This window comes from Serpentinicella sp. ANB-PHB4 (assembly GCF_031432315.1).
Taxonomy (GTDB): domain Bacteria; phylum Bacillota; class Clostridia; order Peptostreptococcales; family Natronincolaceae; genus Serpentinicella.
In genome coordinates this window covers 113954-135099 of the sequence record NZ_JAVKGO010000003.1, presented here as the reverse complement: position 1 = coordinate 135099, position 21146 = coordinate 113954, and the positions used below count along the sequence as shown (strand labels likewise).

Genomic DNA, 21146 nt, shown 5'->3' with positions numbered 1-21146 from the left:
TAACGTCGAGCCAAATAATCCCAAAGAGGCCTAAAAATTGTTTTCCAGAAATTTCACTTCTTTTTAACACCACAGTTATTATACCACTCTACCCTTATAAATGCAAATAAATAAAAAAATTACTTTGTATTAGGATATTATGTCGTATATAATTTATTATGTAGCTTTTATACTATTTATATTCATTTTTTTATAAAATATGAATATTTTTGATTTATTGAAATGGAAGGGGTATATTAATGAGTATTTTAACCGTTAAAAATCTTAATCATGGTTTTGGTGACCGTGCTATTTTTAATAACGTATCTTTTAGACTGCTAAAAGGTGAACATATCGGTCTAATTGGTGCAAACGGTGAAGGCAAGTCTACCTTTATGAATATTATCACTAGAAAAGTGGAACCGGATGAAGGAAAAATTGATTGGGCTAAAAATGTTAGAGTCGGTTACTTAGACCAACATACTGCCCTTGAAAAAGGTAGTAGTATACGAGATGTTTTAAAAACTGCTTTTCAATATCTTTTTGATATGGAATCTGAAATGAATCTAATATGTGATCAAATGGGAGATGCATCACCAGATGAGCTTGAAAAGCTTATGGAAGATTTGGGGACCCTTCAAGATACACTAACGAACAATGATTTTTATATAATTGATGCCAAAGTTGAGGAAATTGCCCGGGGATTAGGCCTTGAAGATATTGGTTTAGATAAAGATGTTCATGATCTAAGTGGTGGTCAGCGTACAAAGGTTTTATTAGCCAAACTTCTACTAGAAAAGCCAGATATTTTATTATTAGATGAGCCAACAAACTATTTAGATGAGCAGCATATTGAGTGGCTAAAACGTTACCTACAAGAATATGAAAATGCATTTATTTTGATATCCCACGATATTCCCTTTTTAAATAGCGTTATTAATCTAATCTATCATATGGAAAACCAAGAACTTAATCGTTATGTTGGTGACTATGATCAGTTTATGCAAATTTACGAAGCGAAGAAACAACAACTAGAAGCTGCATACAAAAAACAGCAACAAGAAATCTCTGATTTAAAAGATTTCGTAGCTAGAAATAAAGCCCGAGTTTCGACTAGAAATATGGCTATGTCTAGACAAAAGAAACTGGATAATATGGATGTTATTGAACTTGCAAAGGAAAAGCCTAAGCCTGAATTTAACTTTAAAGATGCAAGAACTTCGGGTAAATTAATCTTTGAAACAAAAGACCTTGTTATTGGATATGATGAACCGCTGTCTAAGCCTCTAAACCTTAGAATGGAAAGGGGTCAAAAGATTGCTTTAATGGGTGCAAATGGACTGGGTAAAACAACCCTATTAAAAAGTGTACTTGGGCTTATACCTGCTATTTCCGGATCTGTAGCCTTAGGTGATTACCTTCATATTGGCTATTTTGAACAAGAAATAAAAGAAGCCAATTACAAAACCTGTATTGATGAGGTTTGGCAGGACTTTCCTTCCTACACACAATATGAGGTTAGAGCAGCATTAGCTAAATGTGGTTTGACCACTAAGCATATTGAAAGTAAGATTGTCGTTTTAAGTGGTGGTGAGCAGGCCAAAGTAAGACTATGTAAGCTAATTAATAGGGAAACCAATATACTCATACTAGATGAGCCTACTAATCACTTAGATGTTGATGCAAAGGAAGAGCTAAAAAGGGCGTTGAAGGCATATAAAGGTAGTGTATTATTAATTTGTCATGAACCTGAATTTTACAATGATGTAGTGACAGATGTTTGGAACTGTGAAAACTGGACAACTAAAATTGTATAATAGCAACAAAGGCTTAGAGAACAATCTCTAAGCCTTTGTTTTATGGTTTTATTCAGTTAACTTTCGCCCCATCATAACACCCATTACAGATGCCATCATAAGTCCTCGAGTCCATCCACTTGAATCTCCTAAGCAATATAATCCTTTTATATTGGTTTCAAAGTCTTCATTTATATTAATCTTATTGCTATAGAACTTAACCTCTGGACCATAAAGTAGTGTCTCTCGGCTAGCAAACCCTGGTACCACTGTATTCATGGCTTCAATAAAATTTAAAATATTGCTCATAGGTCTATATGGTATGGCTGATGTTAGATCTCCTGCTACGGCATCGGGTAAAGTAGGGCTTACGTTTGATTGACTAAGCTCTTTTTCCCAGGTTCTCTTCCCTTCAAGGATATCACCGTATCGCTGAACTAAAATACTGCCATTACCTAGCATATTGACCAATTCCGAAACCTTTTTACCATACTGAATTGGTTGATTAAAAGGCTCAAGAAAGTTATGGGAGCTTAATATTGCTAAGTTGGTATTGTCCGACTTTTTATCTTTATAGGAGTGTCCATTAACAATGGCTAGGTCATCATCATAGTTCTCTTGACTAACAAACCCACCTGGATTTTGACAGAAAGTTCTTACTTTGTCTCTAAAAGGCACTGGGTATCCAATTAGTTTGGATTCGTATAAGACGTTATTGACCCTTTCCATTACTTCATTTCTAACTTCAACTCTTACACCAATATCAACGGTTCCAGCCCTGTGATCGATATGATGTTTCGTGCACATATTTTTAAGCCAATCGGCTCCTTTTCTTCCTGCGGCGACAATGACCTTTTCTCCAAGAATTCTTTGTTCTTCTTTTTGATCTTTTAAGGAAACTGCTTGTACCCCTTTAACTGTATCATCTTCTATGAACAAGTCTTTCACTAAATAGTTAAAACTTATTTCTACTCCGGCATCTAATAAATATTTTTGAATTTCATAGTATATCTCTTGGGCTTTTTCAGTGCCTAAATGACGAATTGGACAGTCAACCAATTTTAACCCTGCTTCAATTGATTTTCTGCGAATTTCTTTTATTGCTTCGCTGTTTTCTATTCCTTCTATTTTTGTATCTGCACCAAATTCAAGATATATGTCATCTGTATAGCTTATAAATTCTTCTGCTAGTGTTGTTCCTATTAAATCTGGTAGCTCTCCCCCAACTTCATAACTTAAAGAAAGCTTGCCGTCTGAAAAAGCACCTGCTCCTGAAAAGCCTGTAGTAATGTGACAATAGGGTTTACAGTACACACAGTTTTTCGTGTGTTCCTTTGGACAATGCCTTTTATCTATGCTTCTTCCTTTTTCAATAATTAATATCTTTTTCTTTGTTTCTTTTTTTACTAATTCTAAGGCTGTAAATATTCCCGCAGGTCCTGCTCCAACAATAATCACATCATAAGTCAACCGAATCACTCCCAATATAGTTAATGTATGTTTATAAGTAAAAGTAATAATTGTAGTTGAGGAAACTGTATAATTAAATTTAGACGAATAAATATAAAAAATATACCTTCCCTGCTTCGAATTTGTTGACTTATTTTTTCGCTATAAATTCAATGAGACAAGTCAACAAATGAGGCGCGACCTCAGGTAACATTTATATAGTAAGAAAATAGTGTTTTCTTACTATATAAATAGGGGTTGTAGGGGATGAAATCTCCTGCCCGTACTAAGGAAGGTGCTCAGACAGCTTTGCTGTTGTCGAAGGAAACCTAGGGTTTCCTAGCGAAAGCGACTCCGTCGCTATTTTGTATATTTATTCTATGAAAATCTTTAATAATGTAATTATACAATTTCCTCAGTTATATAGTTATATGGTAAAATTACATTTTTAACTGAGTAAATATAACTATACAACTTATAGCCTACAACTTTTTACGGTAGTTCGGTAGAAACGTTAAACCCATATTGTTTAACTTATATAAGTAAAAATTGTTATTTATTTTAATTTGGTAAGTGAGGAAATTACATAGTTTCCTCACTTAATTTAAAGCTATTTTTATAACCCTTGATAGTATAAAACTTCATTTTCTACTGTTTTAGTAGCTTTTTTTATGGCAACTAAGTGCTCTAGGTGCGCCATTGCTTCACCAGTTGCAAACCACTTTTGTGGTGAAGGAAATTCATCCCAGCCGTTACATCTTAACTCCCAGTGCATTTTTGCTGCGGTATCCCTCACTGATGTTTTATGATCCTTTATTATGTTTAAGATTTCTTCCAACCGCATTTGATGATGTTCCAGTAGTTCATCAATTCTCTTTTTATGATCTCTTATAATCTCTCTATGGGCTGTAAATAAGTAGTCTATTTTATAGTCATAAACTTTTTTCAGACTCTCAAAATATACGGAAAGAATTTCTTCATCAAAGCCCCAAAAAGTTATATTCGGCGTAATCTTCCCTAAAATGTGATCTCCACAAAAGAATAGTTTATGTTCTTTTTCATAGAGTGCAATATGCCCTGGTGTATGTCCCGGTATGTTAAGGATTTCAAAGGTATAGTTTCCTATTTTTAGGGTATCATTTTCTTCTAAGTATTCAAAATTAATGGGGTCCTTTGGACAATATAAATACCCTGGATGATTATCAAAGGAGACATTATCCTTTTCCAAATCAAACATGACTTTATAATCATTAAACCTTTCCCAATATTGGTTCGTTGTCATTTCATTAATTAGCTTGCCATCGATACTTCCTGCATAAACTTTCATACCCTCTTTGTGAAGCTTCGCTGCTAGTCCCGTATGATCTGAATGTAGATGGGTCACTAACAAGTCTGTTTTGTTTAGGTCAAGGCCTAGTTCTTTTATCCCTTTCATAAAGGAAGCTTCGACTTCTGGGTGGCTAAAGCCAGTATCAATAATTAAATTTCTGTCCTCTGAAGTAATTATGTAACTATTTAGCCCTTTTAGCGGACTTTTCGGTAGTGGAATCTCGTTTAAATATATATTTTCGTATAGTTTTTTTAACATCTTCTCACCCCATTTTATATATTTGAGGAAATAGCATCTATTTGTGCAATTTCCTCATTGATCATTCCTTCAATAGTACTACAGTGTATGGTGTGCATCATTTTTTTTATTTTTTAATATCTTTTTTAAATAAGCTAAATCTTGATCAATAAATCTGTGCTCTACTGCACTAATGTCAAATTTAAATAGCTTAAAGGCAAACTGTACGAAGTAACCTATAGAAAATGCAATAACCACTGTTCCAAGACCAACAGTTCCGCCTAAAAGATAACCAATGACTGATGCAGTAACCTCTATACTATTACGTATAAATCGTACTGATTTATTTGTGCGTTTTCTAAGCACCACCATTAGCCCATCCCTTGGCCCTGTTCCAAAACCAGCACCAATATAGAAATAACTAGCTACCCCGATGACAAATAGTCCTGATAACATCATTATTAAGCTTGGTAAAAAGCTTGAAAAAACAGGTATTGCTTCTAAAAACATTAATAAGTCAATATAGAGACCAATAAATATCATATTTGTAATTGTGCCCCAACCAAGTCGTTCTCCGAAAAAACTATTGGCAACGACTAGTACAAAACCTACGATTATACTCGCTTGACCAATTGTAATGCCCATTATATTTGCTAAACCCTGATGAAAAACATCCCAAGGCCCTAACCCTAATTCTGCTTCAATGGCCATTACAATCCCGACAGCGTATAAAAAGAGGCCAATGTTAAGCTTTACGATCCTTAACAAAACCTCTTTAACTACTTTATTTTTATCTACAATTTCTTCTTTCATGAAAAAACCCCACTTTCTAAGTGCAAGATTGCACACCATTTCATTATACATGATTCCTGGTTAAATTTAAATAGATAAAATAGGCTGCGACAAAGTCGTTAAAGACTTTAGCGCAGCCTATTTTTGTTTCATTAATTATCTTGCTATGCCGTCGAGAATAATCCTTATGATTGAATCTGGGTCTATATTGTCTATATCTTCTTTATCACAAACAATCCTTTTCCCATAATACTGGTTAATCGCGCCTACAATGGTTAATGCCATTGAATAGGTGTCGATATCTTCTCGTATCTCTCCATTTGCTTTTGCTCCCTCAATTATTTGATTAAAAAATTCAAAGAACCGATCCTGACTTTCTTCAATATACACTTTAAACTCTTTAGAAACAGCACTGGGATTTGATAAAATACTGTCTACCATATCCATATGCTCTTTGATAAAACTTCCATGATGTTGAGCAAATGTGATCAGTTTATCCTTTAATGTTTTTTCATTATTTACTGTACTACTAGCTGCTTCTATATAATTATTCACCACATAGTCAACCATTTTATGAAATAGTTCCTCTTTGCTAGCATAATACTCATATACTGTTCCTTTTCCTACGCCAGCTTCTTTTGCGATGTCTTCCATTTTCGCTTTATAAAATCCATATTGGCTAAATACTTTAATTGCACCTTGTAAAATTTCTTCTTCTCTTTTTATCTTTGACATATTTAACACCTCCTATTGCTATACCCCAATATTTGTATCACGGTTTATTAGATTTCTCATTTTAATTGACAAATCATCTATTAGCGTATATACAACAGGTATTAATACTAGGGTTAAAAGCGTAGAAAGTATTAATCCACCAATTACTACTGTTGCCATAGGTGCTTGCACCTCTGCACCTTCACCAATTCCAAGAGCTAACGGAAATAACCCTAAGGCAGTTGTCAATGTCGTCATTAATATCGGTCGAAGCCTAACCGGACCTGCGGATATAATTGCATCGGTTCTTTCTTTTCCTTCTTTTCTTAAAGTATTGATATAGTCTACTAATACAATCGCATTGTTTACAACAATACCGGCTAGTATAATTACACCAATAAGGGCAGGTACATTTAGTGTTCTACCTGTCACTAATAGACCTAATAGGCCCCCGGAAAATGCAAGGGGTACAGATAGTATAATAGTAAATGGATGCACCAATGATTCAAATTGGGCGGCTAAAACCATGTAAATTAAAACAACGGCTAAAATAAAGGCTAACATTAAATCAGAAATTGCCTTATCTAATTCTTCATTTTGTCCTCCAAATTCATAGAAATATCCATCGGGCATATCATACTTTTCTATTTCCCTTTCTATATCTGAAGTAACACTTCTTAGATCTCTATCTGTTATCTGACTGCTTACTGTAACGACTCTTTGCTGGTCTTCTCTTGTTATTTGAATTGGGCCTCTTTCTATTTGTATATTACTTACAATATCTAAAGGCACATTTCCACCCATAGGAGTAGGAATACCTACTTGTTGTAGTTTAGATAAACTTTCACTAGCATTATCCATCCCTCTAATAACAACATCAATCTCCGCACCACCATAGTTAAATCTTGTAGCTGTTATACCAGATGTAGCGTTTCTGATTTCATTTCCTATTTGAGCGGCGGTTAAACCATAATTTGCTGCCTGATTTTTATTAACATATACCCGTACTTCAGGTGTACCTTCACTAAAGCTTGTACTTACTTCTGAAGTACCATCTACTCCTTCAATTAGACTTCTAAAGTCTTGTGTAATCATTTCTAAGGTTTCTAGACTTTCTCCTTTTACGCTGATACTCACAGGATCTCCACCAATGCCCATCATCATATCACTAGCTTCATAGACACTAATTTCCGCACCGGGGATATCTCTAACCATCCCTCTTACTTCCTCTGCTACTTCTCCTGTACTTTTACTACGTTCACTCATTGGCACTAAGGTTAATGTCATTCTTCCTCGATTATTAACATTCCCACCCATATTAAATCCGCCACCGGCATTAATACCGGAGAACACCGTGTCTACATAATTAATAGATTCAATTTCTTCTTCAATTTCTAAAATGACTTCATTCACTTGATGTTGCTGGGAGCCTAATGGTAAATTTACATCAATATTTATTTGTCCTTCATCTATAGGCGGGAAGAATTCTGCTCCTATTAAAAATATGGATCCCATACTACTTAAAAATACGAGTACCGCAATGAATACTGTGCTCTTTCTATAAACTAAGCTCCAGCTTAATACTTTTTTATATCGATTTTCTACAGCACTGAAAAACTTATCAAAAGCATTAAAAATAACACTAAATCTTTTTCTTTTTTCTTTTTGATTGTTTACAATGTTTTCATCTTTGAGTATCTTGGATGACAACATAGGTATTAAAGTTAAGGATACAATCAATGATGCTGTTAATGATAATGTAACTGTCAAGGCTAGTTCTTTAAATATAATGGATGTAATCCCTTCAACAAATACAATTGGGATAAAAACAGCTACTGTTGTCAATGTAGATGCAGTTACTGCCATAGCAACTTCTGAAGCACCTTTAACCGCTGCCTCGGTTTTCGAATGGCCTTCGGTTCTAAAACGGTATATATTTTCTAAAACAACAATTGCATTATCCACTAACATTCCAATACCAAGGGCTAATCCCCCTAAGGTCATTAGGTTTAATGTAATTCCATTAAAGTACAGCAATATAAAGGTCGCAACCACAGATACAGGTATAGATGTCCCTATAATTAAGGTTGTACCTATGTTTCTTAAAAATAGATACAATATTAAAACAGCTAATAATGCCCCAAATATTGCATTTTTAAATACATTATCAATGGCTTCTGTTATAAAAAATGATTGATCAAAAACTGTAATGATATTAATATTCGTATATTCGCTTTGAAGGGCTTCAATTTCTGAATGAATTAATCTTGCTACTTGAACTGTATTGGTTCCTGATTGTTTTTGAATAGCAACATTAATACTGTCTTGCCCATTTGTCCTTGATACACTATTTAAATCACCTAAAGTAATATTTACATCTGCAATATCATCTAATTTAATAATGCCACCGGTTGGCAAAGTTATGGGCATATCTCTAATTTCCTCTACAGAATTAAATTCACCCATTGTTCTTATTGCCAGTGATTGATCCCCTCGGGTTACATTTCCTCCAGGTAGGTTTAAATTTGAAGCACCTACAAGCTGTGTTAGCTGTGTCATATTTAAACCGTAGCCTTCTAAGCTTTGTTGATTTACATTTATCTCTACTACATTTGAATATCCGCCAGATACATCAACCGAGGCTACCCCTTCTATTCTTTCAAGCCTTGGTTTAATAATATCTTCACTTAAGTTCTGTACTGCGGCTAGATCATTACCGCCTGTTATTGATAATTCAACAATTGGAGCGGCATTTGGATCTATTTTCATTACCATAGGATCTGTTGTCCCATCAGGTAGGAACCCTTTTACTAAATCAACTTTTTCTCTCATTTCTAGTGTTGCAAAATCCATATCTGTACCAAAATCGAATTGGGCGATTATAATTGAATTTCCTTCTGATGAAATAGAATGTACACTTTCTATACTATCTACTGTTGCAACAGCACTTTCGATTGGTCGTGTAACCATATTTTCTATTTCGTGGGGTCCTGCTCCAGAGTAAGAGGTATTTACAATCGCTACTGGCACCTCGATTTCTGGTAAAAGGTCCATAGGAAGTCGACTTAGTGAAATAGACCCAAGTAGCACAACGACTAATACCATCATTAAAATAGTAACTGGTCTTTTAACTGCTAATTTTGATAAATTCATATCTATTCACCCCTCACTACCTTAACCACTTCTCCATCTCCAACATAGTGCTGTCCTTTGATGATGACCTTATCATTTTTATTAAGTCCATCTATTACTTCTATATAATGATCTGACTCTAATCCTAGCTTTACATTTCTTTCTACTGCTTTGTTGTCTTCAACGATATACACAATTTCTTCACCATCTTTATCTAACACTGCACCCCGATTAATAACTAGTACGTCCTCTTTACGATCAAGGTCTAGGGTTAAACGGCCACTCATTCCTGGCTTAATCTTATTTTCCTCGTTAGATATATTTACTTTTACAGAATAAAGTTGTGTTCTCATATCCGGGGTATAGCTTATATCATCAATATTACCTACTATAACTTCCTCCTTGGCAGAGGGTATTGTCACAGAAACTTCCTGTCCCCTAGTAAGTTGATTAATCATTCCTTCTGTAACTTGCACTTGTAAAAATACACTTGCCATATCAACAATAATTGCTGCAGGCTGGGTATTGGTGGCTAATTGGTTTTCCATTACACTCAAATTTGTCACAAGTCCACTAATTGGGGCTTTAACTACGGTGGCATCAAGACCAGCCTTTGCCTGTTCATACCCGGCTTTAGCCTGATCTAAATAACCCTTAGCCTGTTGATGCGCCATTTCAGCTTGTTGTAGTTGGAATTTTGCCAATTCACTATTTAAAACAGATGCAGAGTCTTCTATAAATTGAAACTGTTCCCTTAAAGATTCTAATGTTAATTCCTCATGATCTTCCTCATTTTTTTCAGTATTGTCCTGTTCTTTCTTAGATGATTCATAATTTTCTCTTGCTTCGTTTACAGCATCTTTTGCTTGTGCTACGGCTTTTTCAGCTGCTTCAACCCCTGATTTAGCTTGATCAATCGCTTTTCTTATTTCTGTTTGATCTAGCACAAATAAAACACTGTCTTTTTCAACAAAGTCACCGTTTTCTACATTTACTTTATTAACCATTCCCGGCGTTAGTGATAATACCGGAGCTTCCTTGTTAGCAAGAATTCTACCATTAAAATCAGCGGAATTGGCTATTTTATCTTTTTTTATACTTCTTACTTCCACAGGTACATAATCCTCTTCTATTGCGGATGAATCTCCTTCTACATTCGTACAACCTGTAAAAGATATGCTTAGCAATAATAAACCTGCTAAAATTAGTATATTTCTTCTCAATGTATGTCCCTCCTATTTTATATCTAGACTGACCAGTCAGTCTAATCTTGCAAAAATAAAGCCTGACCCGTGGGTCAGTCAATTTATATTATATGTTTTATTTTATAAAATATCAACAATTACTAATAAATACCTTTTGTATTTATTTTAGTAACTATTCTCTCTAAGTATTTGTTTTATCTCTTCTACTTGTTCTCCCTTTACTGTTTCACTAGATCGGTCAATTTTGATGTATGTTTTTGATTTTAAGGGTGGCCCCTCTACAATGTGAACATGGTCTGCTAAATATAAAATTTCTTCGATATCATGGGTGATAAAAATAAGCATTTTATTTGTTTCTTGTACCTTTTCTCTAATATAGTCCATAACCTGCTTTTTTAAACCCATGTGTAAACCTTTAAAGGGCTCATCTAAAATATATACCTCTCCATTGGAAGCAAGGACTTTAGCAATAGCAGCTTGTCTCTTCATTCCGCCACTGAGCTGGACTGGATAGTAATCCCTAAATGGTTTTAATTCAACCAGGTCAATTAACTGATTAATTAATTCCTGGTTTTCTGCTTTTGTGCTATCCCCTATTGCCTTTAAAATGTTTTCTTCTACTGTTAATTCCGGATCTAAAAAGTTATCCTCTTGGTATAAATAAGCAATTTTTCTATTTTCTATTCCTTCTATTCTTCCACTGTCATAGGGCATGTCTGCCAATATGTCTAGTAGGGTTGTCTTTCCTGACCCCGATGGGCCAAAGATACAATTAATACCCTCTGAGGTTACCTTTAAATTTAGGTTATCTATAATTTTATCATTTTCCTCTTCAAAGGTTTTATTTAAATTTGTTATTATAATTTCCACCATAAATCCCCCTAACATTAAATCGCTATTGTTTCTTAGTAATATCAACTAATTGATTATATAAAAATTCATTAGCCTTTTTTAAGTTTATCGCTCTACCTTTCTTTGCACTCATAAAAGCATGCTCTGTAAAGCCTTCTGCTAATATACGATCCGCTTTCATGACCGTATAATTAAATTTCACTCTTGATGCACCCATATTGGCTATGGATGTTTTAATTGTAATTTCATCCCCATATTTTGCTGAGGATTTATACTTACAATTTGCTTCGATCACAGGCAACATAATATCCTGGTCTTCCATCTCTTTATAGTTAATACCGTATTTTTGTAATGTCTCTGTTCTAGCAACTTCAAACCACACTAAATAATTGGCATGATAAATAATTCCCATCTGATCTGTTTCACTATAGCGTGGGTTAATTTTTATTTCCTTCAAGTAAATCACCCTTTTTCTGTTAATCTGTTAACTCAATTGATACGTAATGCTGTACGCTTTTGTTTCATTTTCCATAGATAAACGAGGCTGATCCTCTACCCAATGTCCATCATATCCCTGCTCTTTCATGGTTAATTCAAAGTGACACATTGCTATACCCATATCTATCTTTTGAATGTCATACCCAAGGGCTTTACCATAGCCCTTTGTTCTTTCCAAGTAAAAATGACATTGGTTATCTTGAACAAGTATTCTCCATGGTTGTTTATTAGAAGCTGAAGGTGCAATCCTTACCATGTTTAACGCTTCTTTAAAAATACCTGCTTCACTTTCATTCATTGGCTTGTCCCAACTGTTATTAAAAAATAGTGTCTCAAAGGGTTTTCTATTTTTTGATCCGGCTGCGAATCTAATAAAGGAATCCATGAAACTTCTTTTCCCCTCTGGATAACCAATTGGGCTAATGATCGGAAGCACATCATTATCGTCTAACTTAATTGTTTTTTGCCATTCACTTCTTTTAAAAGTACCACCTAACCAACAGGTACCAAGCCCTAAAGAGGTTGCATAGAGAATACCTTGTTCAAAAACATATCCTAACTCCTCCATACACCGGTCTTCTTTAGGTGTTACTGCTATAATGTAAGTGGGACACCTTTTGATTACACCATATGTACCAAGCTTTTGTTCAGAACTTTTTGCAGCTGCAATATCAATCATTTCAAATTTTATTGGCACATCAAAAGGTCCTTTTGTATTATTTAAATAATTTATAATATCATCTCTTAAATTTTTTTCTAAGCTTTTTCCGTCATAAGTACGTACAGACGATCTATTTTTAATTGTTTCAATTACATTCACCTTATCACGCCTTCCTTTACTTAATCTAGCCAATCTCGTAGTTTTTCCATATTTTTTATGGTCATTTTTTTTCCCTTTAAGTCAATGGACCCTTCCTTTTTAAATTGACTCAAGGCTCTACTTACTGTTTCTCTGGCGGTACCAATCATGTTTGCAAGTTCCTGTCTGGAAATATCTAATTTTAATTCAATACCCTCTGATGTTTTTATCCCATTTTCTTTAGATAACTTTAATATTGTTTGGGCAGTTCGTGCATAAGTGTCCCCAAGGGCCAGTTCTTTTACTTTTTGCTGTGATTCAAATAGTTTTTTACTAAAAACTTTTATAATCTCAAGGGCTATTTCTGCATTTTCTTTAATTAGCTTTTCTAGATCTCTATTCTTTATTACGCCTACCTCTGCATCCTCTATAACTTCAGTTGACGCTGGATAGGGGATATTATTGAATAATGTTACTTCTGCAAAAACATCTCCGGAACCTACAATATTAAAAATATGTTCTCGTCCGTCAAGGGTTGTTTTATAAATTTTCACCTTTCCACTTTTAAGAAAGTACACTGCTTCGCCTAGATCGCCCTCAAAAAATATTGTGGTACCCTTGCTTAAATTTTTATAGGTTGAAATTTTGCTTATTTTTTCTAAGTCATCAGATTTCAGGTCTTGAAATCCTGGAATTTTTTTTAATATTTCTATTGTTTTTCCTTGCATATCCTTCCCCCTATTTTTTAATACTTTATAATATAATATACTATTTTAAAAGAAATTGAAAACGAAGGAAGGTATGTGATTTTTGTCATTTTATTTTATTTAAATTTGAGTTATTCTACTTATAAGAACTTTCCCTTAAGTTTATATATAAATTAATTTTGGAGGTGCCTTATGAAAATTACAAAAGATACTTTAATCAGTGACATACTTAGAATGAACCCAGACGCAGCTTCTATTTTAATGAGCTTTGGTATGGGATGCTTAGGTTGTCCTTCCTCACAAATGGAGACTTTAGCCCAAGCTGCTGGTGTTCACGGTATTGACGTAGATGAATTACTTGAAAAATTAAATGCATAATCTATTAAGTAAGGAAATTGCATCATTAAATTTAGTCGAAAAAATATAAAAAATATACCCTCCCTGCTTCGAATTTGTCGACTTGTTTTTTTGCTATAAATTCAATGATACAAGTCAACAAATGAGGCGCGACCTCAGGTAACATTTTGTATATTTATTCTATGAAAACCTTTGATAATGTAATTATGCAATTTCCTCAAGTGAAAAAGAATATTCTTCGGAATATTCTTTTTTTATTTAATCTTATGTATTTACAGCTGTAATTTTTAGGCGCATAATAATAATGTACTACATTAATAGGAGGCGCATTAAAATTGTTAATTCACTTTTTTGAAAACCTAGTAACTTATGCTATTCATTTACTTGAAGCTATGGGCATGTTTGTTATTACTTTTACAGCTGTAAAAGCTTTTTACAAATATGCTAAGACTGGCTTTAATTTTACTGATGACACCATTAAGATTGAATTAGCCAAATCTTTGGCTTTAGGTCTTGAATTCAAGTTAGCCGGCGAGATTTTAAAAACTGTTACTGTTAGAACATTAGGAGATGTTTCTATACTTGCCGCTGTCGTTGTACTAAGAGTTATTTTGACCTTTGTTATTCATTGGGAAATTGAATCAGACACAAAACATTGTAATGAATTCTTAAGACTAAAGAAAAAATCCTCTGAATCTCAACATGCTGATCGAAATGCTCCAAATAATTAAACCAACTTACCTCAGCATTACTGAGGTAAGTTGGTTTAATTTGTCTTATGCTAGTTTTTCTTTTCTCTCTTTTGTTAAGCTACTCCATTTACCGCATTTATCCCCCCACTGGGCCATTACTTGTCCATCCTGTACAATCTCTATAACTTCACATAGATTTGCACAATCATGGCACTCTCTACCTTTTACGTTGTATCCTGAATGAATGATATCAAAACCATTAAAGCTTGTTGGTTTGCCTTTTGCTGCATGTTCTTTAGCTAGTAAACAACATCCAATTGCACCCATTACATCATGATGAGGAGGTACAAAAACCTCCTGTCCTAAGGCTTCTTCGAAGGATTTTTTAATGCCCACATTAGCCGCTACACCACCTTGAAATACAACTGGTCCGGCAATTTCTTTTCCTTTGCCTAAGTTATTTAAGAAGTTTCTTACCAAGGCATCACATAATCCTTTTATTATATCTTCTTGGTTATGTCCAAGCTGTTGTTTATGTATCATGTCAGATTCTGCAAAAACTGCACAACGCCCAGCGATTCTTACAGAATTTGTAGATGATAGTGCTAATTCGCCGAAATTTTGAATCTCAATACCCATTCTTGCTGCCTGACGATCTAAAAAGGAGCCTGTCCCAGCTGCACAAACAGTATTCATTGCAAAATCGCTAATGACACCATTTTTAAGTAATATTATTTTAGAGTCTTGCCCCCCTATTTCCAGTATGGTTCTTACACCGTCTACAAAATTTAAAGCTGCAATTCCGTGGGCTGTTATTTCGTTTTTCACAACATCTGCACCAACTATTATTGATGCTAGCTGTCTACCACTTCCTGTTGTGCCAACGCCTCTTACTTTAATATCTTCTTTTATATTTTCTTTAACTTCCTTTAGCCCTCTTTGTATTGCATCTATTGGCCTGCCTTGGGTTTTGGTATATACTTTACCTAAAATTTCATGTTCATCATCCATTAATACTACATTTGTACTAACTGAACCAACATCAATACCTAAGTAACAGTTCTTCACTTGTTTTTTGCTCCTTTCTTTTTACGAGTAAATCCACAAATGCTTCTAGTCGTGTATTAAAACCAGCTTCGCCAGTCATTTCATCAACAATTAAACATAAGTATGGAATATCGTACTCTTTTTCTATTCTAGGCATGATACTCTGTGCTACAATCTCAGGCATACATGTAAAAGGATACACCTGTATTAAGCCATCAAATCCTTGCTCTGCGTAAAGCACCCCGTAACCAACTGTTTCTCGGGCATGCCCACCAATCATTGTTTTTAAATAGGGTTTTGCAGCCTTCCACACTTTCTTTTCTCTTGTCAGCTTCAAAGGATGCAAAATTAAGTGTTCTGTTACCCACTTACTGAGACTTAAAGATTTGTGGATTTCTACACCCATTTCTCCCAATCTTTTTTCCATATGTAAATTAACGGAAGGTTCAATAATTGTATAGATTTCCCCTATTAAGCCTACTTTAATTACTTCTTTATCTGGATCTTCCTCAACGCTTAGTATGTTTTTCTTAGCTTGTTTAATCAACTTTGAAATGGCTTTATATCCATAAACATTTCTTATGTCTTTATGTAATTGTTCATAATAAAAATCAACTGCTCCAATTTCTTTCTGTCGGGGTCTTTTGTAATATGCAATTTTCTCTAAATCATCTATTTGATAAAGAATACGTACTGCTCTATAAAGTGCCTTTATTATTTTAAAAGGATTTTTCGTATTTGCTAATTCAAATATTCCACTAAAAAATTTTTTATAATCACCTTGTGGGGCATCCAGTAAATAGATATTAACCTGTTCACCTATTTCTTTTAATATTTCTTTTTGTAAAATAGAGTAGTACCCAAAACGACAAGGACCACAACTCCCAATCATGATAATGGTATCTGCTCCTTTTCTAATACTCTCAATAAAATTACCAATATTAATTTTTAGTGGCAGACAAATAGATTCTGGGGAATGCTTTGTCCCAATATTAAGTGTTTCTTTACTACACGCATCTGGTACAATTACATCTAATCCCAGTTCTTCTAGAAGTACTTTTGTTCCAATGTACTGATTACCCATGTGCGGAAAGGTTATTTTCATCTCTTTTCCTCCATTCAATCATGTCTAAAAATGCTTCTAGTCTTGTATTTACACCAGCCTCTCCTGTATGCTCATCTACTGTAATTAACAAATATGGAATTTCAGCAGACTTTCTTGTTTTTCTTTCAGATAAATCTTCGATTATAGAGTCAATTCCACATCCAAAGGATGATAAATATATAACACCATCTACTTCATTTTTTTCAGCTATATGCATTGCCGTTCCAAGTATTTTCCGACCAAAACTCCAAAACATTTTCTTTTCTAACTGACCTACATTATGGTTTATTTCTTCAAAATCCATCATTTCGGGCACAATCACTTCAATATGCTGATCTAATAACTTTTGAATTAAATTCATAGATCCATAACTATCAAAAATATTATAGGAGTGACCTAGGAGGGCAACCTTTATATTTTTTTTCTGCTTAATATTTTTTTGGGTTAACACTTCGTTAATTTCTCCGTCTAAAGGAAAATTCCCGTCCATAATTTTTTCTCTATATTGGTTATAAACTTCTAATGCTTTTTTATATGCGTTCCATATTTTTATCGGATTTTTCGTAATAACCCTACCAAATTGATATATAGTCCATTTCAAGCTTTTTCTTGAACGATTAAAATTAATTTCTGTGTCTATTATTTGGGGCAAACCAGGTATAGAGTGGTTTACCATCTCTGGCAGTCCGCAAAATTTTGGACAGATATATTCATTCTCATAAACACTCATCACTTTTGGTATAAATATTACATCAACACGATCTTTTAAGTTTAAAACATGTCCGTGGAATATTTTAACTGGTAAACATGCCTCATCCACTGTATTTTTAACTCCCAAATCCAATGTTTCTTTATTGGTTGGATCTGATAAAATCACTTCTGCTCCCAGCTCTTCATAAAATGTTTTCCACAAAGGATAATAATCAAAAAACCATAGTGCACGGGGTATACCTATTTTTATAGCCATATTATTCCTCCCTTCAACATCTGTCTATTATTACCTTAATATTCGAGATATATACTTAGGTTATTGGACAAAATTTCAAAAGTATCTTGTACAGTTTTGGATAGGAGGAATAATATTATAATCTCTAAGACATTGGTAGTATAATCCTTCCAATGATTTGTCTGATCTTTTGTGTAAAAGACAAACGCTCATAATCCTTATATTTAATTCTTGTACTTTTATCTATATACCTATCTATTGCTTCTACCATTTGATTACAAAGTTCTTTGTTAAAAATTAAGACATTTAATTCATAGTCTAAATAGTAGCTTCGCATATTTAAGTTCGAAGACCCGACGGATAGAATTTCATCATCTACAACAACAGCCTTTGTATGTAAAAAACCATTGCTATACATATAAATTTCTACTCCAGATTTTAATATTTCTGGAAAAAATGATTCGTTTAGCCAATCTATTATAAATGACTCTGTCTTGTCTGGTACGATTATTTTTACATCTACTCCTCTTAGTGCTGCTGTTTGTAATGCTTCTAATATTGCATCATTTAATACAAAATATGGTGTTGATATATATAATCTCTCTGTTGCTGCATTAATGAGAGAAAAATACTTTTGCTGTATTTCATGCCACCCTGTATCAAATCCTCCAGCCACTACTTGTACTGGTAATTCTTTCTCCACACTTGATTTAGGATAGTAAACTTTATCCATTAGTTTTTGGTCCGTTAGATAATACCAGTCTGCTAAAAATATTTTCTGTAACCAATTTACGGATTCACCCTTCATTTTGATTAATAGATCTTGCCACTGACCAATATTTTCATCCCGACCTAGATATTCATCCCCTAAATTAGCTCCACCGGTAAAAGCAACGTTACCATCAACAATTAACATTTTCCTATGGATTCTATTATTCAACTTTCCAGTTATAAGGGAATGTTTAACTGTATTAAAAGGATAAATTTCTACTCCTGCATCTTCAAGGGCATTTCTATACCCTTTGCTTAATTTGAAGCTGCCTAAAGCATCGTATATAAAACGAACCTCTACTCCTTCTTTTGCTTTTTGTATCAATGCATTTTTGAATTTTTCACCTATTTTATCATCTCTTGTAATATAAAATAGGATATGGACATGGTGCTCTGCTTTCTTAATTTCTTCTATCATTTCGTCAAAATAATGTTTTGGATCAGTTAGTAGGGATACTTGATTATTGTATGTAACGGGTAGCCCTGAGCTACTCTCAATCATTGTTGCTATACCTTGGTTCCTTATACCCTCTAAGCCTTTACTTTTTCCAGTTGCATCTACTAATTTTTCAGCTTGTCTAATATAATCACTATATTTTTTTTTATAGCCGTTAGGTTGTCTTGCATTTTGCCATATTAATATCAGTGTTATAAATGCTAGAATAAATAAAACACTTAATATTATTTTTATAATTAATAGTCCTGTTTGTCCCTTTATAAAATTTGAAATAAACAATAGTACTGCAAATACCATTGTTAGTGCAACTGCATAAGGATAAAACCCTATTATTAATAACTGGGGTATTACATTAAAAAAATTAAAGAAAAAAACCGTTGCAAATAATAAACAAGTTACTATAATAAAAAATTCAATCATTGTAACACCTCTTTTGTGTAAATTCTTATATTTTCTTTAGTATAGTCTTTTACCAATCATTCTATTTATGTACAAAAAAAGAAACCTGGTTGCTGCTTCAGATTTCCTTTTGTTTATTATATATTTCTGTTTAATCCCTTTACAGCTGATAAGACTTCTTTCCCAATTTTGTAGTTAGGAGCAATTTCAACTGCTCTTCTAGCGTATTTTTCTGCCTTCCCTAGATCATCAAGATTTAAATAAGTTACTGCCAAGTTGCAAAGAATTTCTGGATGATTTAAATCATATTCTAAAGCTCTTTTAAAATATTTAAGCGCTTCATCAAAATGGCTTTTTTCTATGTATCTGCTCCCTAAGCCTTCGTAAGCTTCGATAATATTTAACTTTATTTTTTCATTTTTCTTAAACTCAGGATACTTTTTCAATAAGGTTTCAAAGTATTTAACAGAAAGTTCATATTGCGCTTGTTTATTATGCTTTATCCCAAGCCAAATAAGTTGATCAATTTCGTCTTTTGGCTTTTCTTCTTCTACTTCGGTTTTGCTTTGTTCTCTCATTCTTCTATAAGGGTTATTAAGTTTGTTTTTTAGTGATAGTTCGAATAGTCTGTCCGATAATACAAGTATTTCTTCCAGGTTCCGTACCTTACTAATATAAACTCTCGGTATATTACTAAACCCAATATAAGCTCCAACTAAAGTTAAAGCCATACTTGTAACTGTATCAGTATCCTCTGCATTTAAACATTCTCTTAAAATTTCATCAAAGTTATTAGGGTGTCTTAAAAAGGCGTACATGGCTAAAGGAAGTGACTCTAACACATATGCACTACTCCCAATAATCTTTTCCACTTCACTTACTGTCCTATCTTCATCTAAATAATCATATAAATCAAAATTTATTCTGTTATATAAATTTGTGTCTTCCTTTGCTTTTGTTGTGTAAAGTGTGGTTTCTATCCCTTTTATACTTTTTCCCACCATAGATAAAATATCATTTAATTGCTTCTTGTCATTTAGAATAAAGGGTTCCGTATTAAGTAGCTGGGCAATAGCAACACTTAGTCCAATACTTGACGCCGTGGCCATCTCATCTACATGTGTAATAACACCTTGAATACCAGCTAACATCTTAAGAGAAGTATAATCACCATAATTAATAAGTGCCGCTGGGGCACATCTCATTGCTGCACCATTTCCAGCTGAATCTACACCACTTCTAAACCATTCTAATCTTCGATCTCTATAATTAGTAATAAATGTCTTAAGGGTTTCCCCGCTATCTGTAATGGGGTATTTAATAAATCGATTCGCTATATCTTCAGGATTAAACCCTTGATTAATTATTAATGACTCAGCAATTAAAATAGTCATCTCTGTATCATCAGTTACAGTTAATGACATAGAATGCCGGTTACTTTTAAATAAATTCATTGCATATTCTTTTTCATTACCATATTGCCCATCAACAAAATTGCCAAAGGCATCACCAATTGCTAGACCAACAAAGGCACCCCTTATCTTATCTAAGTAATCTATTTTCGACTTAGGAACTAAGTTTATACTTTCATTGAATTGCATAAATTTTGGTATATTATTTTCATAAACTAAAAAGTCATAGAGTTTTTCTAAAGTTTCTGAGTGCATTTTTTCACCTCTTAATAGCATATTAATCTTACTCGTGCAAATTGCAATTGAGAAAATTGCTAATTAAACTTAGGGATTAAATAAAAATAATGCAAAATAAAATTGTATAATTTCCTAACCTGACTTAATAGATGCTAAAGTGATTTATATATTTTTTCACATTAACTTTATTTCGACTTTATATCTCAATTTCCTTTAATTAATTAATATATCTT

The 21146-nt window shown here is 33.5% G+C and carries 18 protein-coding genes and 1 riboswitch; of the genes, 3 read left to right on the top strand and 15 right to left on the bottom strand.

Annotation, left to right across the window (positions count from 1 at the left end):
- Positions 1-239: 239 nt before the first annotated feature.
- Positions 240-1796 (top strand): ABC-F family ATP-binding cassette domain-containing protein, encoded by a 1557-nt coding sequence (locus RH915_RS04230; RefSeq protein ID WP_310478109.1) that lies wholly within the window; start codon positions 240-242, stop codon positions 1794-1796.
- A gap of 48 nt (positions 1797-1844) precedes the next feature.
- Here RH915_RS04230 and RH915_RS04225 read toward each other — a convergent pair whose 3' ends face one another.
- From RH915_RS04225 to RH915_RS04180, 10 genes are all read right to left on the bottom strand, one after another.
- Positions 1845-3245 carry an NAD(P)/FAD-dependent oxidoreductase gene (locus RH915_RS04225; protein WP_310478108.1) on the bottom strand — a complete coding sequence of 467 codons (1401 nt, stop codon included), beginning with the start codon at positions 3243-3245 and terminating at the stop codon, positions 1845-1847.
- A gap of 437 nt (positions 3246-3682) precedes the next feature.
- Positions 3683-3786: riboswitch (purine riboswitch) on the bottom strand.
- Positions 3787-3840: 54 nt separating this feature from the next.
- Positions 3841-4812 (bottom strand): MBL fold metallo-hydrolase, encoded by a 972-nt coding sequence (locus RH915_RS04220; RefSeq protein WP_310478107.1) that lies wholly within the window; start codon positions 4810-4812, stop codon positions 3841-3843.
- Positions 4813-4890: 78 nt separating this feature from the next.
- Positions 4891-5604 (bottom strand): YczE/YyaS/YitT family protein, encoded by a 714-nt coding sequence (locus tag RH915_RS04215; RefSeq protein ID WP_310478106.1) that lies wholly within the window; start codon positions 5602-5604, stop codon positions 4891-4893.
- A gap of 135 nt (positions 5605-5739) precedes the next feature.
- Positions 5740-6318: a TetR/AcrR family transcriptional regulator gene (locus RH915_RS04210; protein ID WP_310478105.1), complete on the bottom strand. Its 579-nt coding sequence runs from the start codon at positions 6316-6318 to the stop codon at positions 5740-5742.
- 18 nt (positions 6319-6336) lie between these two features.
- Positions 6337-9450, bottom strand: coding sequence for an efflux RND transporter permease subunit (locus RH915_RS04205; protein ID WP_310478104.1), 3114 nt, complete (start codon positions 9448-9450; stop codon positions 6337-6339).
- A 2-nt stretch (positions 9451-9452) separates the two neighbouring features.
- The gene (locus tag RH915_RS04200) at positions 9453-10652 is read right to left on the bottom strand and encodes an efflux RND transporter periplasmic adaptor subunit (protein WP_310478102.1); all 1200 of its coding nucleotides are present in this window, start codon (positions 10650-10652) and stop codon (positions 9453-9455) included.
- A 147-nt stretch (positions 10653-10799) separates the two neighbouring features.
- Complete coding sequence (locus RH915_RS04195; protein ID WP_310478100.1) at positions 10800-11504, bottom strand: ATP-binding cassette domain-containing protein; 705 nt, start codon at positions 11502-11504, stop codon at positions 10800-10802.
- Positions 11505-11529: 25 nt separating this feature from the next.
- A complete protein-coding gene (locus RH915_RS04190; protein WP_310478098.1) occupies positions 11530-11952 on the bottom strand; it encodes an acyl-CoA thioesterase in 423 nt (140 codons plus the stop codon).
- 18 nt (positions 11953-11970) lie between these two features.
- Positions 11971-12804, bottom strand: coding sequence for a nitroreductase family protein (locus tag RH915_RS04185; protein ID WP_310478096.1), 834 nt, complete (start codon positions 12802-12804; stop codon positions 11971-11973).
- A 20-nt stretch (positions 12805-12824) separates the two neighbouring features.
- On the bottom strand, positions 12825-13511 hold the full coding sequence (locus RH915_RS04180; RefSeq protein WP_310478094.1) for a Crp/Fnr family transcriptional regulator: 687 nt from the start codon (positions 13509-13511) through the stop codon (positions 12825-12827).
- A gap of 171 nt (positions 13512-13682) precedes the next feature.
- Between RH915_RS04180 and RH915_RS04175 the strand changes: the two genes are divergently transcribed.
- Positions 13683-13868, top strand: a complete 186-nt coding sequence (locus RH915_RS04175) for a DUF1858 domain-containing protein (RefSeq protein ID WP_310478092.1) — start codon at positions 13683-13685, stop codon at positions 13866-13868.
- Positions 13869-14182: 314 nt separating this feature from the next.
- Entirely contained in the window at positions 14183-14578 is a 396-nt protein-coding gene (locus RH915_RS04170) for a DUF1622 domain-containing protein (RefSeq protein ID WP_310478090.1), read from the top strand.
- Positions 14579-14623: 45 nt separating this feature from the next.
- On the opposite strand, the gene RH915_RS04165 is transcribed toward RH915_RS04170, so the two are convergent.
- The 5 genes from RH915_RS04165 to RH915_RS04145 all read right to left on the bottom strand — a co-directional run bounded on the left by RH915_RS04165 (position 14624) and on the right by RH915_RS04145 (position 20931).
- Positions 14624-15607, bottom strand: a complete 984-nt coding sequence (locus RH915_RS04165; RefSeq protein ID WP_310478088.1) for an acyl-CoA dehydratase activase — start codon at positions 15605-15607, stop codon at positions 14624-14626.
- Positions 15582-16691 carry a CoA protein activase gene (locus RH915_RS04160; RefSeq protein ID WP_310478086.1) on the bottom strand — a complete coding sequence of 370 codons (1110 nt, stop codon included), beginning with the start codon at positions 16689-16691 and terminating at the stop codon, positions 15582-15584. Before RH915_RS04160 ends, RH915_RS04165 begins: the two co-directional genes overlap by 26 nt.
- Positions 16663-17658 carry an acyl-CoA dehydratase activase-related protein gene (locus RH915_RS04155; RefSeq protein ID WP_310478085.1) on the bottom strand — a complete coding sequence of 332 codons (996 nt, stop codon included), beginning with the start codon at positions 17656-17658 and terminating at the stop codon, positions 16663-16665. The genes RH915_RS04160 and RH915_RS04155 overlap by 29 nt, the downstream gene beginning before the upstream one ends.
- A 124-nt stretch (positions 17659-17782) precedes the next feature.
- Positions 17783-19285: a cardiolipin synthase gene (gene cls / locus RH915_RS04150; protein ID WP_310478084.1), complete on the bottom strand. Its 1503-nt coding sequence runs from the start codon at positions 19283-19285 to the stop codon at positions 17783-17785.
- Between the two features lie 116 nt (positions 19286-19401).
- Entirely contained in the window at positions 19402-20931 is a 1530-nt protein-coding gene (locus RH915_RS04145; protein ID WP_310478083.1) for an ADP-ribosylglycohydrolase family protein, read from the bottom strand.
- Between the last annotated feature and the right edge of the window lie 215 nt (positions 20932-21146).

Bases quoted from the DNA above. Each gene is read 5' to 3' on its own strand.
- RH915_RS04230 (WP_310478109.1), top strand. From the start codon at position 240: ATGAGTATTTTAACCGTTAAAAATCTTAATCATGGTTTTGGTGACCGT.
- RH915_RS04220 (WP_310478107.1), bottom strand. From the start codon at position 4,812: ATGTTAAAAAAACTATACGAAAATATATATTTAAACGAGATTCCACTA.
- RH915_RS04215 (WP_310478106.1), bottom strand. From the start codon at position 5,604: ATGAAAGAAGAAATTGTAGATAAAAATAAAGTAGTTAAAGAGGTTTTG.
- RH915_RS04210 (WP_310478105.1), bottom strand. From the start codon at position 6,318: ATGTCAAAGATAAAAAGAGAAGAAGAAATTTTACAAGGTGCAATTAAA.
- RH915_RS04205 (WP_310478104.1), bottom strand. From the start codon at position 9,450: ATGAATTTATCAAAATTAGCAGTTAAAAGACCAGTTACTATTTTAATG.
- RH915_RS04180 (WP_310478094.1), bottom strand. From the start codon at position 13,511: ATGCAAGGAAAAACAATAGAAATATTAAAAAAAATTCCAGGATTTCAA.
- RH915_RS04175 (WP_310478092.1), top strand. From the start codon at position 13,683: ATGAAAATTACAAAAGATACTTTAATCAGTGACATACTTAGAATGAAC.
- RH915_RS04160 (WP_310478086.1), bottom strand. From the start codon at position 16,691: ATGAAAATAACCTTTCCGCACATGGGTAATCAGTACATTGGAACAAAA.
- RH915_RS04155 (WP_310478085.1), bottom strand. From the start codon at position 17,658: ATGGCTATAAAAATAGGTATACCCCGTGCACTATGGTTTTTTGATTAT.
- cls (WP_310478084.1), bottom strand. From the start codon at position 19,285: ATGATTGAATTTTTTATTATAGTAACTTGTTTATTATTTGCAACGGTT.
- RH915_RS04145 (WP_310478083.1), bottom strand. From the start codon at position 20,931: ATGCACTCAGAAACTTTAGAAAAACTCTATGACTTTTTAGTTTATGAA.